This is a genomic window from Chromohalobacter moromii (assembly GCF_023091865.1).
GTDB classification, from domain to species: Bacteria; Pseudomonadota; Gammaproteobacteria; order Pseudomonadales; family Halomonadaceae; genus Chromohalobacter; species Chromohalobacter moromii.
Window position 1 is genome coordinate 128,150 of the sequence record NZ_JAHXDI010000003.1, and the last position, 16,930, is coordinate 145,079.

The 16,930-nt window shown below is 62.6% G+C and carries 16 protein-coding genes; 15 read left to right on the plus strand and 1 reads right to left on the minus strand.

Features of this window, described 5'->3' with window-relative positions; all coding sequences use genetic code 11:
* Positions 1–46 precede the first annotated feature (46 nt).
* The 12 genes from KZO83_RS10590 (at position 47) to KZO83_RS10645 (ending at position 11,814) form a co-directional block, all read left to right on the plus strand.
* Positions 47–1,495: an aldehyde dehydrogenase gene (locus tag KZO83_RS10590; RefSeq protein ID WP_247620789.1), complete on the plus strand. Its 1,449-nt coding sequence runs from the start codon at positions 47–49 to the stop codon at positions 1,493–1,495.
* A gap of 104 nt (positions 1,496–1,599) precedes the next feature.
* Positions 1,600–2,649, plus strand: a complete 1,050-nt coding sequence (locus tag KZO83_RS10595) for a TRAP transporter substrate-binding protein (protein WP_247620790.1) — start codon at positions 1,600–1,602, stop codon at positions 2,647–2,649.
* Positions 2,650–2,853: 204 nt separating this feature from the next.
* On the plus strand, positions 2,854–3,819 hold the full coding sequence (locus tag KZO83_RS10600; protein ID WP_247620791.1) for a sugar kinase: 966 nt from the start codon (positions 2,854–2,856) through the stop codon (positions 3,817–3,819).
* A gap of 41 nt (positions 3,820–3,860) precedes the next feature.
* Positions 3,861–4,838: a 2-hydroxyacid dehydrogenase gene (locus tag KZO83_RS10605; RefSeq protein WP_247620792.1), complete on the plus strand. Its 978-nt coding sequence runs from the start codon at positions 3,861–3,863 to the stop codon at positions 4,836–4,838.
* 167 nt (positions 4,839–5,005) lie between these two features.
* Positions 5,006–5,764, plus strand: a complete 759-nt coding sequence (locus KZO83_RS10610; RefSeq protein ID WP_246941543.1) for an SDR family NAD(P)-dependent oxidoreductase — start codon at positions 5,006–5,008, stop codon at positions 5,762–5,764.
* A gap of 128 nt (positions 5,765–5,892) precedes the next feature.
* The gene (locus KZO83_RS10615) at positions 5,893–6,996 is read left to right on the plus strand and encodes a LacI family DNA-binding transcriptional regulator (RefSeq protein ID WP_247620793.1); all 1,104 of its coding nucleotides are present in this window, start codon (positions 5,893–5,895) and stop codon (positions 6,994–6,996) included.
* 56 nt (positions 6,997–7,052) lie between these two features.
* Positions 7,053–8,069 (plus strand): TRAP transporter substrate-binding protein, encoded by a 1,017-nt coding sequence (locus KZO83_RS10620; RefSeq protein WP_247620794.1) that lies wholly within the window; start codon positions 7,053–7,055, stop codon positions 8,067–8,069.
* Between the two features lie 74 nt (positions 8,070–8,143).
* A complete protein-coding gene (locus KZO83_RS10625; RefSeq protein WP_247620795.1) occupies positions 8,144–8,734 on the plus strand; it encodes a TRAP transporter small permease in 591 nt (196 codons plus the stop codon).
* Entirely contained in the window at positions 8,731–10,038 is a 1,308-nt protein-coding gene (locus KZO83_RS10630) for a TRAP transporter large permease (RefSeq protein WP_247620796.1), read from the plus strand. The genes KZO83_RS10625 and KZO83_RS10630 overlap by 4 nt, the downstream gene beginning before the upstream one ends.
* 181 nt (positions 10,039–10,219) lie before the next feature.
* A complete protein-coding gene (locus KZO83_RS10635) occupies positions 10,220–10,897 on the plus strand; it encodes an HAD family hydrolase (protein WP_247620797.1) in 678 nt (225 codons plus the stop codon).
* 89 nt (positions 10,898–10,986) lie between these two features.
* Positions 10,987–11,361, plus strand: coding sequence for a translation initiation factor Sui1 (locus KZO83_RS10640; RefSeq protein WP_040240804.1), 375 nt, complete (start codon positions 10,987–10,989; stop codon positions 11,359–11,361).
* Between the two features lie 45 nt (positions 11,362–11,406).
* Positions 11,407–11,814: a YbaY family lipoprotein gene (locus tag KZO83_RS10645; RefSeq protein WP_040240800.1), complete on the plus strand. Its 408-nt coding sequence runs from the start codon at positions 11,407–11,409 to the stop codon at positions 11,812–11,814.
* A gap of 52 nt (positions 11,815–11,866) precedes the next feature.
* Here the strand turns inward: KZO83_RS10645 and KZO83_RS10650 are convergent, their stop codons facing one another.
* Positions 11,867–12,748, minus strand: coding sequence for an NAD-dependent protein deacetylase (locus KZO83_RS10650; RefSeq protein WP_247620798.1), 882 nt, complete (start codon positions 12,746–12,748; stop codon positions 11,867–11,869).
* 148 nt (positions 12,749–12,896) lie between these two features.
* Between KZO83_RS10650 and KZO83_RS10655 the strand changes: the two genes are divergently transcribed.
* The 3 genes from KZO83_RS10655 (at position 12,897) to KZO83_RS10665 (ending at position 16,929) form a co-directional block, all read left to right on the plus strand.
* The gene (locus KZO83_RS10655; RefSeq protein WP_247620799.1) at positions 12,897–13,814 is read left to right on the plus strand and encodes a nuclease-related domain-containing protein; all 918 of its coding nucleotides are present in this window, start codon (positions 12,897–12,899) and stop codon (positions 13,812–13,814) included.
* 708 nt (positions 13,815–14,522) lie between these two features.
* The gene (locus KZO83_RS10660; RefSeq protein WP_247620800.1) at positions 14,523–15,899 is read left to right on the plus strand and encodes a maltoporin; all 1,377 of its coding nucleotides are present in this window, start codon (positions 14,523–14,525) and stop codon (positions 15,897–15,899) included.
* 109 nt (positions 15,900–16,008) lie between these two features.
* Positions 16,009–16,929: a MalM family protein gene (locus KZO83_RS10665; RefSeq protein ID WP_247620801.1), complete on the plus strand. Its 921-nt coding sequence runs from the start codon at positions 16,009–16,011 to the stop codon at positions 16,927–16,929.
* The last annotated feature ends 1 nt before the right edge of the window (position 16,930 follow it).

A 16,930-nucleotide genomic window follows, 5' to 3' on the forward strand; every position in this document is an offset into this window, starting at 1 on the left:
CCAGCCCTGAACGTCATATCGCTTCGACAACAAAAAAGGAAGTCTCATGGATCTTTCGCTACTCATTGGCGGTGAACACCGCACCGCCCAGGACGACGCGACCTTCGAGCGTCGCAATCCACTGCATGAACATGTCGTGACACGTGCCGCTGCGGCCTCGGTAGAAGATACCCGGCATGCTGCCGACGCTGCGTCGCAAGCGTTTCCCGCCTGGTCGCAGACCGGCCCCGGCGAGCGCCGCGCCAAATTGTTGGCGGCCGCCGACGCCATGGAAGCCCGCCAGGACGACTTCATCGCGCGCATGGTCGATGAAACCGGCGCTACGCCGGGCTGGGCCGGTTTCAACGTCATGGTAGCCGCCAACATGTTGCGTGAGGCCGCCTCACTGACGACGCAAGTCGGCGGCGATGTCATTCCCTCCAACGTGCCCGACAGCCTGGCCATGGGCGTGCGCGTGCCCTGTGGCGTGGTGGTCGGCATCGCCCCATGGAACGCGCCTATCATTCTCGGCACACGGGCCATCGCCACACCGCTAGCGTGCGGCAACACGGTAATCCTCAAGGCCTCCGAGCAATGTCCGGCGACTCACCACTTAATCGGTGAAGTGCTCGTCGAAGCCGGCTTGGGCGACGGTATCGTCAATGTGGTGACCAACGCACCGCCGCAAGCCGCCGAGGTAGTCGAGGCATTGATTGAGCACCCCACCGTGCGTCGTATCAACTTCACCGGTTCCACGCATGTCGGCCGCATCATCGCCGAAAAGGCCGCGCATCATCTCAAGCCAGTGCTGCTGGAGCTAGGCGGCAAGGCGCCGTTCGTGGTGCTCGAGGACGCCGACCTGGACGCCGCTGTGGAAGCCGCCGCCTTCGGCGCCTTCTTTAACCAGGGCCAGATCTGCATGTCCACCGAGCGGTTGATCGTCGTCGATGCCGTGGCCGATGCCTTCGTCGAGAAGCTGGCCCGCAAGGCCGAGACGCTACGCGCCGGTGACCCACGTGAAGACGGCAACCCGCTCGGCACGCTGATCAATCGCGAGGCCGGGGAAAAGCTCAACGACCTGCTCGACGACGCGCAACGTCACGGCGCTCGCCTGGCCTGCGGCGGCAAGGCCGAGGGCGTGATCATGCAACCCACCGTGGTCGACGGTGTCACCGACGCCATGCGCCTCTACGCCGAAGAGTCGTTCGGCCCGGTGGTAGCGATGATGCGCGTCCAGGACGAAGAAGACGCCCTGCGCGTCGCCAACGACAGCGAATACGGTCTCTCGGCGGCGGTCTTCAGCCGCGACACGGCACATGCCATGCGCGTCGCTCAACGCATCGAATCGGGCATTTGCCACATCAATGGCCCCACCGTACACGACGAGCCACAGATGCCGTTCGGCGGCGTCAAATCGAGCGGCTACGGACGCTTCGGTGGCAAAGCCGGCATCGAAGAATTCACCGAACTGCGCTGGATGACCATGCAACTCGGTCCACGGCACTATCCCATATAACGGTCACACCACTGGCCCATCTAACGGCCATACCCCTAACCCATCTAACCGCCACGTCACGAGATATCGAACACTGGCACGCCACCGCCTCCATGGAGCTCAAGATGATGACAACAAAACATACGCTCGCCGGCCTTCTCCTCCTCAGCGGTCTCACCCTGGCCAGCACCGGCCAGGCGCAAGACACCGTAACGCTGCGCCTTCATCACTTCGCGGCGCCGACCACACCAGTTCAGAAACAGTATCTGGAACCTTGGGCGAAACGCATCGAAGAGCAATCCGATGGCGCCATCAAGGTCGAGATATTCCCCGCTATGCAGCTCGGCGGATCGGCCAACTCGCTTTATGATCAAGCCAAGGACGGGGTCGTCGACATCGCTTGGACGCTTTTGAGCTACACGCCGAACCGTTTCCCCGCATCTGAGGCCTTCGACCTGCCGTTCATGCCCACCACGGGTGAAGCCACCAGCATGGCCGCCCACGAGTACGCCATGACGCATATGCAGGACTCATTCCAGGGCGTCTACCCTATTGCCGTCTTCGCCCACACACCGGGGAAGATACACACGAAAGGTGTGGCGGTAGAAAGCGCTGACGACGTGCAAGGATTGACCCTTCGTGCGCCCTCCAAGGCCATGAATGGCTTTTTTGCCAACCTGGGTGCCCAGGCGGTGGGGATGCCCTTCCCTCAGATCCCCGAGGCGATCTCGCGTGGCGTGATTGACGGCTTTTCGCTTCCCTTCGAAAGCGCTTCCGCCCTAGGCGTGCTGGATGTCGCTCAGAACCATACCTTCTTCGATGGTAAGCATGGTCTATATACGGCCATGATGGTCCTGGCGATGAACCAAGACAAATACGAGAGCCTGTCGCCCGAATTGCAGAAGGTCATCGACGACAACGCCGGGATTCAGGAAGCTCAGCGCATCGGACACGTCATGGATGAGGCGGAAGAAGCCGCCATCAAAGATATCGCTGCCAGTGGCGAGGGGCAGATGATTCACATTGCCGAAGCCAATCAAGATAAGTGGAAAACGGCCGCCGATGAGACCATCCAGCAGTGGATAAGCGACATGAACGCCGCCGGCTTCGAGGGCCAGGCCCTGTACGACGACGCTAGCCAGCTCGTCGAGAAATACACCAAGCAAACGCAATAAGCACGCATGCGCGGGGCGCAACGCCCCGCGCAACCTACCTCCCCGCTCTCCTTTAGCGCCACCTTCCCGACCAAAGTCTAGGTATGTTCGATTGTCGTAATGCCCCGGTATTTCTATGATGGGCGTTCCTATCGACGACCGCTTGCTCCGTCGCGATGCCGTGCCCTCGGCAACCGCCTTCGTAGTTTCTTTCAGGACCTTTTCATGAACGATGCCTCCACACCGGATATCCTGACTTTCGGTGAAGCGATGACGCTGTTCATCGCCGAAACGCCCGGCGACCTGGCCGAGGTCGAGCGCTTCCAGCGGCGCATCGCCGGCGCCGATACCAATGTCGCCATCGGCCTGGCGCGGCTAGCCTTTCACGTCGCCTGGATCAGCCGCGTCGGTGACGATGGCTTCGGCCGCTTCATCCGCCACACGCTCGACGCCGAAGGGCTCGACTGCCGCTACCTGAGTACCGATACCGAGCATCCCACCGGCCTGGTCTTCAAGGAACGCGCCGAACACGGCGAGGATCCCAAGGTGGCCTATTACCGGCGCGGCAGCGCCGCCAGCCACCTGGGCGTTGCCGACGTGCGCGATCTCGACTTTCAGGGAGTGCGCCACCTACACGCCACCGGCTTGCCCCCCGCGCTCTCACCCAGTACACGCGAACTTGCCTTCCACATGCTGGAACGCGCGCGCGAAGCCGGTCTCACGATCAGCTTCGATCCCAACCTGCGGCCCTCGCTGTGGAACAGCGAAGCCGAGATGCGCGAGACCCTCAATGCGCTGGCCGCACACGCCGACTGGGTGCTACCGGGGCTCGCCGAGGGCCAGCGCCTGACCGGCCTCGATAACGCGCACGACATCGCCGGCTATTACCTCGATCAAGGCGCCAGCGGGGTCATCATCAAGCTCGGTCCGGAAGGCAGCTACGTGCGCACGGCAGACGATGCCGGCATAGTGAAGGGAGTGGCCGTCTCCCGGGTCGTCGATACCGTGGGGGCTGGCGATGGCTTCGCGGTGGGTGTGATCAGCGCCTTGCTCGACGGGTGCTCGCCACGCCAGGCCGCGCATCGCGGCAATCTCATCGGCGCCGAACAGGTTCAGGTCGTCGGTGACATGGAAGGCCTGCCGCACCGGGACCGACTGCGCGACCTGGAAGCCGCACATCCAATGGCGTGACGACACGCCACCATGCTGTATTTCACGATCAGGAGCCCTGCATGACCAAGCGCATCCTCGCCTTCGGGCGACTCAAGCCCCATCACCTCGAACAACTGCGCACACACTTCCACGTCGATTATTTTGACCATCTGGAAAGCGCCGACGACCCCGCGTTTCGTGAAGCGCTGGGCGAAGCGCACGGCTTGCTAGGCGCCAGTTTGCCGGTCACCTCCGAGCTGCTCGATGATGCCCCACACCTGGAAGCCATTTCGAGCATCTCGGTGGGGGTCGACAACTACCCCGTGGACGAGCTGACTCGGCGCAACATTCTGCTCTGCCACACGCCGGACGTGCTCACCGAAACCACCGCGGACACCGGCTTCCTGCTGATCATGGCCAGCGCCCGTCGCGCGGTGGAACTGGCCAACATGGTCAAGCAAGGCCAGTGGACGAGCAGTATCGGCGAGCCTCACTTCGGCACCGATGTCCACGGTAAGACGCTGGGCATGATCGGCTTCGGGCGCATCGGCCAGGCTATCGCGCGTCGCGGCGCACTGGGCTTCGGCATGCAGGTGCTCTACACCCATGCTTCGCCCAAGCCGGCCCTGGAAGCGGAACTAGGCGCCACGCACTGCGAATTCGATGCCTTGCTCGAGCAGTCCGACTTCGTCTGCGTCAACGTGCCCCTCACCACCGAGACCACCGGCTTGATCGACGCGGACGTGCTCAAGCGCATGAAGTCCTCGGCGATTCTGATCAATATCGCGCGTGGCAAGGTGGTCGACGAGGAGGCCCTGATCGAGGCGCTCTCCAGCGGCGAAATCCACGCTGCGGGGCTCGATGTCTTCGCTCAGGAACCGCTGCCCGGCGACTCGCCGCTCACGCGGATGGACAACGTCGTGACCCTGCCGCACATCGGCTCGGCGACGCATGAAACGCGCGAGGCCATGGCCCAGCGCGCCGTTGACAACGTCATCGCCGCCCTCGAGGGCCAGCAACCGCCCAGCCCCTACAACGACGTCACACCGCGCGGCTGACGTCTTCCCCATACGCCGTACGCGCCACCTCCCTTCACGCCTGCTCCTCTCGGGGCAGGCGTTTTCGTTTCATGCACGCACGCTTGAAACCTGGTGTCCCGCCCCCAGTCAGTGCTCACTGACAGCGGCCCCCTAACGCCGCGCATTTTCCGAATCGGGAGCTACTCATGTCCTCCAGCATTGCCCTCATCACCGGCGCCGGCCGGGGCCTCGGCCGTAGCATGGCGTTGCACCTCGCCGCCGCCGGCGTTGGCGTCATCGGCACCTACCGCAGTCACCGCGACGACGCCCTGTCGGTCGCCCGCGAAATCGAGGCCGCCGGCGGCACGGCGGCGATGCTCAAACTCGATATCGGCGACAGCACCGCCTTCGCCGAATTCAAGGACAACGTGGCGGATACGCTGAAAGACACTTTCGGCCGTACGGAGCTAGACGCCGTGGTCCACAATGCGGGCGAGGGCATTCTCGCTCCCTACGAAGAGACCACCGAGGATGATCTCGACGCCCTCTACCGCACCCACTTCAAGGGCCCCTTCCTGCTCAGCCAAGCCCTGCTGCCAATGATCGCCCGGGGCGGACGCATCCTGAACGTCTCCACCGCCGCCACGCGCTTCGTGCTGGACAATCACTGCGCCTATTCGGCGATGAAGAGCGCGCTGGAGGTGACCACGCGTTATATGGCCAAGGAACTCGGCGAGCGCCGGATCACGGTCAACGCCATCGCCCCTGGCGCCGTGGAAACCGACTTCGCAGGCGGCGCGGTGCGCGACGATCCGGATCTCAACGCTCACTTCCGCTCGATCACGCCGCTAGGACGCACCGCCAAGCCGGATGATATCGGCGCCGCCGTCGCGAGCCTATTGTCGAGCGATTTCAACTGGCTCAACGGTGAACGCATCGAACTCACCGGTGGACAATCGCTTTGAACGCGTTCTAACGCATCCCCCACCTACGACTCTGGTCGCACTTGGACCAAAGGCGAATGGGGACGAGGCGGTGACTCTTCTAGGCTGACTCTCATATTTGGATCAATCCAAAACGAGGCAAACCAGCCATGGCCGAATCCTCCGAGCCCCCATCATCCCCACGCGAGAGCGCGCGTCAAAGCGTCACGCTGCAGGACATCGCGGCCCATGCCGGAGTCTCACGCTCTACGGTCTCGCTGGTACTGCGCGAAAGCCCGCTAGTGGCGGATTCCACTCGAACGCGGGTGCAGGCCTCAATCAAAGCTCTGGGATATGTCTACAACCGTGGAGCGGCAGCGCTACGCGCCAGTCATACCTTTACCCTCGGCGTGGTCGTCTACGACATCGCCAATCCGTTCTTCGGTGCCATGGTCGCGGGTATCGATTCGGTCCTGCACCGCGAAAACTATGTCTCGTTCCTGGCCAACAGCGAAGATTCTCCCGGGCGGCAGCAGCGCTTTCTGGAGCGCATGCGCGAGCAACGTGTCGACGGCTTGCTGCTATGTCCCGCCGAAGGTACTGATCCCGCACTGCTCACCCAGTTGATGGACTGGAACATGCCTTGCGTTCAGGTATTGCGCCATATCGGTACGCCCCCGTTCGACTACGCCGGTACCGATTTCGAACTCGGTGTACGACAAGCAGTGGATCATCTCGTGGCGCTCGGCCACCGTCGCATCGTATTTCTCGGCGGCGAAGCCGAGCACTCCGCCACACGCGCCCGCCACCAGGGTTATCACGACGCCATGCACGCGCAGGGGCTCGGCGAGGTACTGGGCATCGTGCGCGGACCTGTGACACGCCGCGCCGGTTTCGAGGGCATCCAGACACTGATGCAAGAAACTCCTCGCCCCACGGCCGTGATCTGCCACAACGATCTAATGGCACTAGGCGCCATGCTGGGACTTCAGCGGTTGGGCCTGATACCCGGCGAAGACTGCGCGATCATCGGTACCGACGATATCGAGGAAGCGGCTCTGAGCCTGCCTCCTTTGACCAGTGTTGCCACGCACCCTTTCTCCATCGGCGAGGAAGCGGCGCGACTGGCCATGCGGCGCATTGCCAATCCTGGCGGCGCTCGCGAACAAGTGATCCTGACACCACGCCTGCAAGTGCGTCACTCATGCGACCCCATTCCCGCCCATGGGGAAGCACTGTATCGACGATATCCACACGCCACTCTCGACGCCTAACCGAGGCGTCACGCCAGCCCGCCCGAGGCGGATACAACAATGAACGAGGTGACATCATGACTCAGCACTGGATCGATCCAACTCTATCTCGCCACTCCTTCACCAAGCGTGCACTTGGCATCGTCACGCTGACGCTCGGTATGACACTGGCCAGTGGCGCCCAGGCCGTAGACTTACGCTTCGGCCATGGCGGCACCGAGGACACCGCCTATCAGCTCGGGGCCGAACGCTTCAAAGAATTGATCGAAGACAAGACTGACGGAGATGTTTCCGTCACCATCATGGGCAACTCCGTGCTCGGCCACGAGACCGAGATGTTCGAGCAGCAGATGGCCGGCGCACTTGACCTCTCGATCATCAATCCCGGGCTGATCACTGACTTCTCGGATACCGCCAATGTGTTCTCGATACCGTTCATGTATCGCGACGTCGAGCACTGGCGCACGGTACTCGACGGCGACGTGGGCCGTGAGATCGCCGACAAGATCGAGGACGAGACCGACGTCAAGGTGTTGGCCTTCTTCGGCGGCGGCAAGCGCCAGATCGTCAGCACGCGTCCGCTCGAGAGCCTCGACGACCTCGAGGGCATGAAGCTGCGCACCAACCCCACCAAGCCGCTGATCACCGCCTGGAAGGCGTTGGGCGCCGAACCCACGGTGATGGCCTGGAAGGAGATCTACACCGGCCTGCAACTGGGCGCGATCGATGGCCTGCTCAATGAGGCCGAGTGGATCGAGCGGATGCGCTTTCACGAGGTCGCCCCGCATATCGGCCTGTCCGAGCACGACATCACCGTGCGCCTGCTGACCATGTCGCAGATGAGCTGGGAAGGGCTCGACGAGAGCCAGCAGCAGGCGGTGATGGAAGCCGCCCAGCAGGCCGCAAGCTATGCGCGCGACGTCCAGCTCAAGCAGGATGCCGAAGCCCTCGACACCCTCGAGCAGGAAGGCGCGACGCTGTACCCGATGGACCGTGAGCGGATGATGGAGATCGTCGCCGAGCCGCTCAAGAAGGTCATCGACGAGATGGGCCTGAGCGAGTTGCACCAGAAGATCGTCAACGCCGGCCAGTGAGCCCGCCGCGGGGCATCGTGAGCGGTGCCCCGCCTGTCTTGCCACCTTCCATCACCAACCATGAGGACAACGCCATGGCCGCACTGCTGCATGGCCTGTCACGCCTCAACCGGGGGCTCGAGCGCCTGCTCAACGCGATCCTGCTGGCATTGCTGCTGGGCTTCATCCTGCTGATCATCTACCAGATCGTCAGTCGCAACCTGCCGCTGTTGCCGCGACTCTACTGGACCGAGGAGTTCAGCCGCTTCGCCTTCCAGTGGTTGATCATGCTGGGCACGGCGATCGGCGTCTATCATGCCGACCATTTCGTGCTCGAGGCGTTCCCGCGCGGCACCCGGGCCGATCTGGCGACCCGCCTGATCCGCGATCTGGCCTGCTTCGCGGTGGGCGTGATCTTCATCGTCTACGGCAAGGACTTCGCCATCTCCGGCCTGCGCCGTAGCGCCACCGCGTCCGGCTTGCCGATGATCTACGTCTATTCGGCGTTCACTGTGAGCGGCGTGTTCATCGTGCTGTACAGCCTCGAGCGGCTGCTGCATGCCGCGCTGCACGGCATGAACGCCATGGAAGCGGCGCTCAACACACCCAATGAACTCGACGAACTGGCGAGCGCCGACGACGCGCCGCTCGCCGTCAGCGAACAACCGCGAGGGCCACGTTCATGATGCCGATGGAATGGACCTTCATCCTGCCCTGGCTGCTGTTCGCCCTGCTCGGCGTGCTGATCGTCGCCGGCATCCCCATCGCCATGTCGCTGGTGCTGACCGCCTTCAGCATGATTCTGCTCGACCCGCGGCTGACCATGTGGGTGATGTTCCAGCGCATGTACAACGGCATGGACTCCTTCGTGCTGCTTGCCGTGCCGCTGTTTCTGCTCGCCGGCAACCTGATGAATTCGGCGCACATCACCGACCGTCTGATCACCCTGTGCATGCGCCTGGTCGGTCACTTCAAGGGCGCGCTGGCGCATGTCAACGTCATGGTCAGCATGCTGTTCGCCGGCGTTTCGGGCTCGTCCACCGCCGACAGCGCGGGGGTCGGCACGGTGCTGATTCCGGCGATGAAGCGTGAAGGCTATCCGACCCATTTCGCGGTGGCCGTCACCGCCGCCTCGTCGGTGATGGGCATTATCATTCCGCCCTCGATCAACATGATCGTATGGGGCGCGCTGACCAATACCTCGATCGCCGGGCTGTTCCTCGGCGGCATCCTGCCCGGGGTGATGATCGGCATCGCCCAGCTGTTGCTCAACCTGCTCTATGTACGCCGCTACGACGTGCCGGTGCGCCAGCGCGCGAGATTCTCCGAGCTGATGAGCTCGGGCAAGGATGGCCTGTTGGCGGCGGGAATTCCCATCGTCATCATCGGCGGCATCACCCTGGGCCTGGTCACCCCCACCGAGGCCGCGGTGATCGCCGTGCTCTACGCCCTGGCGCTGGGCTTCTTCGTCTATCGCGAACTGACCTTCAAGCACGTGCTCGAAGCCTCGACCAGCACCGTGCGACTGTGTTCGCTGTCGCTGTTCAGCCTGGTCGGCGCGGCGATCTTCGGCTATCTGATCAGCTTCTACCAGATCCCGCCCAAGCTGATGGCCGGGGTCACCATCAGCGACCCGACCACGCTGCTGATCATCATGGCAGTGGTAATGCTGATCATCGGCACCTTCATGGACTCGCTGCCGGCGATGGCGATCCTGGCGCCGATCTTCCAGCCGCTGGCGATGCAGGCCGGCGTGCATCCGGTGCAGTTCGGGGTCATCGGCGTCATGGCCCTGGGCCTGGGGCTGATCACCCCGCCCTACGGGCTGTGCCTGATGATCTCGGCGAAGATCGGCGGCATCCCGTTGCTCAAGGCGCTGGGCACCACGCTGCTCTACCTGGCGGTGATGGTGGCGGTGATCGTGTTGTTGATCCTCTTTCCTGAGCTGGTGCTGGTCATACCGCGCTGGCTGACGCCGGATTTCGTATAATCGCGGACAATCGCTTTGAACGCCTCCCTGGCCTTGCTATCACGGCCAGGGACAACTAAAGTTCTAGATAGCGTTTAAAAACGCCGTTCGCAAACTCGGTGTGCTTTATCAAGACTGGGCGTCGCCTGCCGATATTTGGGACAATGAACGGTTTAATCCACTATGCCCTCGAGGCTTCACCATGTCTCATCCGTTGTGCCTGTTGTTCGACTGCGATGGCACCCTGGTCGATAGCGAACCCCTTCTCGCCGACGTCATGTCCGATGTCCTGACCCGCGCCGGATTACCCTTCGCCGCGCCCCAATACATGGAAGAGTTTCGAGGCGTCAGATTCGCCAACATCGTCGCCGAGCTGGAGCGCCGTTTCGGGGCTCTGGATGACACCACTCGAGAGGCCGCCGAGGCGGAGATGCGCCGCACCATGCAGGCGCGCATGAGCACCGAGTTGCAACCGATTCCGGGGGTCCGCGAGGCGCTCGACCGGCTCGCCGAGCACCCCCGCTGCGTCGCCTCCAACGGTCCGGAGCACAAGATTCGCCGCGCCCTCGACAGCACCGGCCTGCGCCCCTATTTCGGGGACCGCCTCTACAGCGGCTACACCATCGAGCGCTGGAAACCCGATCCCGATCTGTTCCTGCATGCCGCGCGCGAGATGGGGGTTGCGCCCGAACGCTGCGTCGTCATCGATGATGCCGAGGTGGGCGTCGCAGCAGGCCTAGCGGCGGGAATGCGCACGATACACATCAACCGCTTCCCCGAGCGCGAAACCACGCCCGAGGGTGCCATCGCCTTGCATGACATGCGCGACCTACCCAGCGCCGTGGCGAAATTGGAACAGTTGGAAGCCGTGCTGCACTGACTCCCACCGCATGGCGTTGACCGATATCGTGCCTACCGGCATGGCGCGTTATCATGGAGGTCCGCGACACATCGATTCAGGAGGCACGCATGGCATCGCTGCAGGATCAATTACGCGGACGGGTATATTCCACCGAACATGGCGAGGTCTGCCCCGAGTGCCGGGCACCGCTGGCCGAGTGTCGCTGTGCCGAAACCGCAGAGGAAGAACGCCTAGCAAGCCTCGACGGTACCGTCCGCCTGCGCCGCGAGACCAAGGGACGCAAGGGCAAGGGCGTAACTCTAGTAGACGGCGTGCCGCTCAAGGCCGACGCGCTCAAGGCTCTGGCCAAGGCGCTCAAGCAGCGCTGTGGCACTGGCGGCGCCATAAAGGATGGCATCATCGAGATTCAAGGCGATCAGCGCGAAACGCTCAAGGCAGAACTCGAAGCACGCGGCTATCGCGTCAAATTGGCTGGCGGTTGAACGCGCCGTCGGCTGCAGTCCCTTTCCCTGTGCGAGGAGGCCCTCATGTCCTTGCCTAACGTGCCGCGTCGCCTATATGCCGTACTCACCGGTTTATTGCTGCTTGGCCTCGCGGGCTGTGCCAGTGGCCCTAATTTCACCACGCTCGATGCGCGGGTCGTCTTCGATCAACCGCCCGAGCTGTCGGACGATGCCATCCTCGATGTCACGCTGAAAGATAGCAATGATGGCGACACCGTCGCGGAAAGCCGCTATACACGCGTCGACACCACCGCGACCGAGGTTACGCTGCAATACGACCAGGGCGCCATCGAGGCGGCGCATACGTACATCTTGCAGGCCGAAGTGCGCGATCAAGGGCGGCTGACGCATCTCAACCGTGAGCGCGTCGAGGTCTTCAACGGCGAGACCGGCACCATCCCGACCGTAACGCTGGAACCCGCTTCACCTTAGGGGGTGGAACGAAAATGAGCGGGGCGGACGCGCCACGACATTCGATGCCGGGCTAGGTCCTGGCCGCCGGGGCTGGAGAAACCAGTCCCTCGGTGAGCATAGTGCCTTCCAGGGAACGCAGCGCAGCATCCAGCGTCTCGCCCGCCGACGCTTCGACCTTGAGGCTGAACAGCGCGTCGGCGCGCGTGCGCCCCATGTTGATGCAGGCCATCGGCTTGCCCGATTCCGCCGCTCGACGCGCAAAGCGATAGCCCGAATACACCATCAGCGACGAGCCCACCACCAGCATCGCATCGGCGCGTTCAAGCGCAGCGAATGCCGCGTCCACGCGGGAGCGTGGCACGCTGTCGCCGAAGAACACTACATCGGGCTTGAAGATACCGTCCCCGCAACGTGCGCATGAAAGCAGCGAGAAATCGCCGAAGTCGTCATGCGCCAAGTCGGCATCGCCATCTGGCCCGACGCTTGCCTCCAGGCCCGTCCATTGGGGATTGAGACGCGCCAAGGCGGCGTGCACGGCATGGCGCATCTGGGTCGCCCCACAGTGCATGCAACGCACCACGTCGGCCTGACCATGCAGGTCGATCACGCGCCGCGACCCGGCACGCTGGTGGAGTCCGTCGACATTCTGCGTGACCAGTTGCTCGATGCGTCCGGCACGCTCCAGCGCGGCGAGCGCACGATGCGCGCGTCCAGGCCGCGCCTCGGAGAGCGCCTGGAACCCTACCAGGCTACGCGCCCAGTAACGGCGACGCGCGGTATCGCTGTGCATGAACGTTTGATGCGTCATCGGCGGCGAGCGTTTCCAAGCGCCATGCTCATCACGATAATCGGGGATGCCGCTATCGGTACTCATCCCGGCACCAGTGAGCACGAACAACCGCGAATGACGGGAAAGAAAGGTCGCCAATGACGACGCTGAGGAATCGAACATCGTGATCTCCCGGGAAAGCCGATGTTCACATGATACAACCGGCGTCCCGCGTCGCGACAAGCGCCCATCGCTCGTCGGCATCGCCGATCTCCGACAAGCTAGCTAGAATGGGCGTTCATGTAACACGTTCTCGACCAGGATGACCGTGATGGCTTGGCTGGAATACGTACTGCCGATCATTTTTCTCGCCCCGCTCGGCGCCACCGCGCTCGTAGTGCTGGCGCTACGCCACCTGGAAGACGGCGCGCTCGTATCACCCTATGACGGGCGCACACTGCGCGAACCCGCACAGTCGCTACGCGACCGACTCGACCGCGCTTATGCTGCGCTCTTCCTGGATGGCGCACTGGGGCCCATCATCACCCTGGCGCCGCTGGTCTATGGCATGGGGCGCATGCTGTTCGCCAACCGGCACAGCTGGCTGGAATGGGCGCTTTACGGGCTTTTGACCACCTTGCTGGCGTTAGTGCTGTGCTTTCGGTTGATTCGCGACGTGCAGCGTATCCGCCGCCTCAAGCTGGGTCTGGCCTGCGAGCTAGCCGTGGGCCAGGAGCTGGAACGTCTGATCCGTCCGGAGGCGCACCCCTATTTCGTGTTTCATGATGTGCCCTCCGACAGCTTTGCCATCGACCATGTCGTGGTCACCCCACATGGGGTCTTCGTGGTCGAGGTCAGTGCCCGGACCCCACCGCTGGACGTCATGGGCGAGCCCCGCACTCAGGTAACGGTGGCCGGGCAGCGCCTGCGCTTCCCGGGCTGGCGCGAACGGCAGTCCCTGGCACACACACGGATGGCCGCGAGTTGGTGCCGTCAATGGCTGACGCGCCACTCCCTGGGCGATATCGCCGTGCAAGGTGTTCTGGTCCTACCCGGCTGGGAGATAAAGATCGAGAAAGCCCCCAACGGGCTGATGGTCGTCAACGGCGAAGGGCTCGCCGCCCTGCTCAATGGTACTCCGCTCAAGCCCATGAACGACGACGCGCACCAACGCGTTGTTCAGGCACTCGATCAGCGCGTCAAGCGCGACGGACCTCGCGGCACATCCTCTCGAGGCACTACCTCTTGAACGACGCATGCCGAGGCGTCGTTTGCGCGCGTCGGCCAACCACCCCAGCCCACAAAATGCTGCTCGCCCCACGCACAACACGCCATTAGATAACGGCGGCAGCATGCCGCCAGCCATCTGCGTCTAGCACACGACGTCAGCCATCTTACGATGGCACCGTCAGCATATCCTCACACGATATCCCAACCCGACGCCTCTACCGCGAGAAGGCAAGCAAACGCCTTTTTCGTAATATTTCATCGCAGTAATAAATATAAAAAACTAAGTAACTTGGCCTTCCATATAAAATGCGCAAAAATTCGCAATTTAAGCGGAAAAGCGACACCAAATCGCCCCGATAAGTTTAGAGATTAAACTTTAGTGGCGTTTATACCATAGTCAAAATGAAAACTTACGACACCGTGCTAATAATGTCGTACATGACGAAAACATCATTCGTCATCGCACCTAAAAATAACGACGCTTCGAAAACAACAACAAAGGGATCCTCATGCCGACGCTGTCGACACGCCACTGCGCTCCCGCTTCGCGCGGACCCAAAAACGCTCACCTCGTCCACTCACCGTTCAGGAGGTATCAAGCCCCCTGCGCAACGACCTCAGTGCCGAGTCTCACGGCTCGCTGAGCAACGCGCACGAAGCATCGCGTTTCACACGCCATGAAACGATTCAACGTCACCATGACCAATAACATCACAAGGGACATCTCATGAGAGACTCACGCCAGTTCACACGCCGACCGCTACTCGCGGCCCTGATCGGCGCTTCCTGCGTCATGCCGGCCCTGGCCCATGCCGATATCAATCCCAATTTTTTCGGGTACGCACGTTCGGGCATCGGCTCCACCGCCGGCGGCGGCAGCCAGACCTGCTTCAAGGCGGCAGGGGCACCGGCCAAGTACCGCCTGGGCAACGAATGTGAAACCTATGCCGAGCTGGGCCTGGGCGCCAATCTCTTCGATCAGCAGGGCACCACTTTCGACTTCGCCAGCCGCGTCGCCTACGTCACCTCGCAGTCCAACGACGACGAATCGCTCAAGGGTGATGACAACAATATCGCCCTGCGCGAGATGTTCGTCACCGGCACCAATGCCATCAGCGGCCTGCCGAATGGCTCTACGCTATGGGCCGGTAAGCGCTTCTACAAGCGTCACGATATCCATATGAACGACTTCTACTACTGGGACGTCTCCGGCCCAGGCGTGGGGATCTCGGATATCGATGTCGGCACCGGTAAGCTTAACTTCGCTTGGGTCAGAAGCTCCGGCTCGGATAGTGACAATCTTCCCGACGAGGATCAGCGGCTCTCCGACGATACCGTTGACGTGCGCTGGACGGACATTCCCACCAATCCCGGCGGCTCGCTGCAACTGGGCGTCGACTACGGCCGCGCCTCGCTATCGGATTGGCAGAAGGACTACTATGACGATGCTGGCATCGACTACGACGAGGGTGACAAGGGGTGGATGGGCACCATCGAGCACACTCAGTCGAACTGGTTCGGCGGCTCCAACACCGTAGCACTGCAGTACGCCACCGATGGCATCATCACCAGTAATGGCAACGCAGTGGGCCGCTCCACAGGTAGCCTCGAGCAGGAAGGCGACATGTGGCGCGTGCTCGATAGTGGCCATGTCTGGCTGATGCCGGATAAGCTCGACCTGCTCTACGCCGCCATCTACGAAGACAAGAACATGGATGACGACTCCGGCCGTAAGTGGTTCTCGGCAGGCGTGCGCCCGGTGTATTACTGGAACGACATCATGAGCACCGCCATGGAACTCGGCTACGATCATATCGAACCGCAAAGCAATGTCGCCGGCTATGACGGTGGTGATCATCACCTCACTAAATTGACCCTCGCCCAGCAGTGGTCGGCCGGGCGTGGTGCCATGATTCGTCCCACCATTCGCTTGTTTGCCACCTACGCCAAGTGGAGCGGCGATGCCTATGAGGAACAGTTGAGTGCAGAAGGCTATCGCCAAGCCCACGCGCTGGATACTGGCTCAGGTCCCAACAACGTCGATTTCAACGACACCGATGGTCTGACCTTCGGCGCCCAGATGGAGGTCTGGTGGGGCAGTTGATCGCTCGGCGGTCACCAAAGCGACCGCTGACACGCTAGTAAGCTGTATCGATCCTTCGGGCCCCGCCGCGTGAGCGTCGGGGCCGCTTTTGCATTCGGGAGTTCATTGCATGCCACAACGCCATATCGCCATCCTACTCTCGGGACTGGCCCTGACCAGCCTGGCGGGCTGCGCCTCGTTGGTTCCCCACGGCGACACCGCCGTGACGCCGGCCAAGCAAAGCCAACGAGCACTCGCCCAAGCCACGGACTGCTGCGACACGCTCGCCGCCTTGCCTTATCAGTCCTTGGCGGTCGGTGAGTCACAGTCGTTAACGCTCGACACACAAGCCCCGATGCACCGTTTCGAGGACGGGGCCAGCTACTTCCAGGCGTTCGAGTTACCGCGCACGCGCGAGCCGCTGACGTTCAAACTCACCAGCACCATCGCCAAGGATCAGGTCTTCGCGCCCACGGTGCTGATCCTCGATGAGGATTTTCAGCCCACGCAGCGCGTCACCAGCGATAAATTCGACTACCTCAGCCCCAATGGTTTCGCCGGGGCGCGTTTGGGCGCCACCTTCGACATCACCCCCGGCCCCAATGCCGCCTACATGGTGATCTACAGCAACGAGACCGCGCGCCAAGGCACGACGCAGTATGAAAGCGCGGAAAAAGTCTATGCCCGCGTGCGCGGTCTCGCGCTTCCCCCAGGCCCCGACCCCATCGCCGAGCACAGCGCCACCGGCAACGTTACCCTGGAAAGCGAATCCCGCGAGACCGGCGGTGGCCTGCTAACGCCGATTCTCGGCACGCGCTCGCATGCCGACAGTGTGACGGAGACACGCAGTGCGACTGCACGCGACGAGCAGGCATCCCCGTCAAGCGCTGGCGCCTCCACGCCTGACTTCGATTACCGGCGGATGATCAACGCTGCTCTCAAGGCCGACGACATCGAGCTGGCCATGCAACTGGCCGAACGCGCCGAACGCGAAGGCCACAGCGGCACCCGTGCCTGGTTGGCCGAACGCCTGCGCAGCGTCTCGCCGTAAC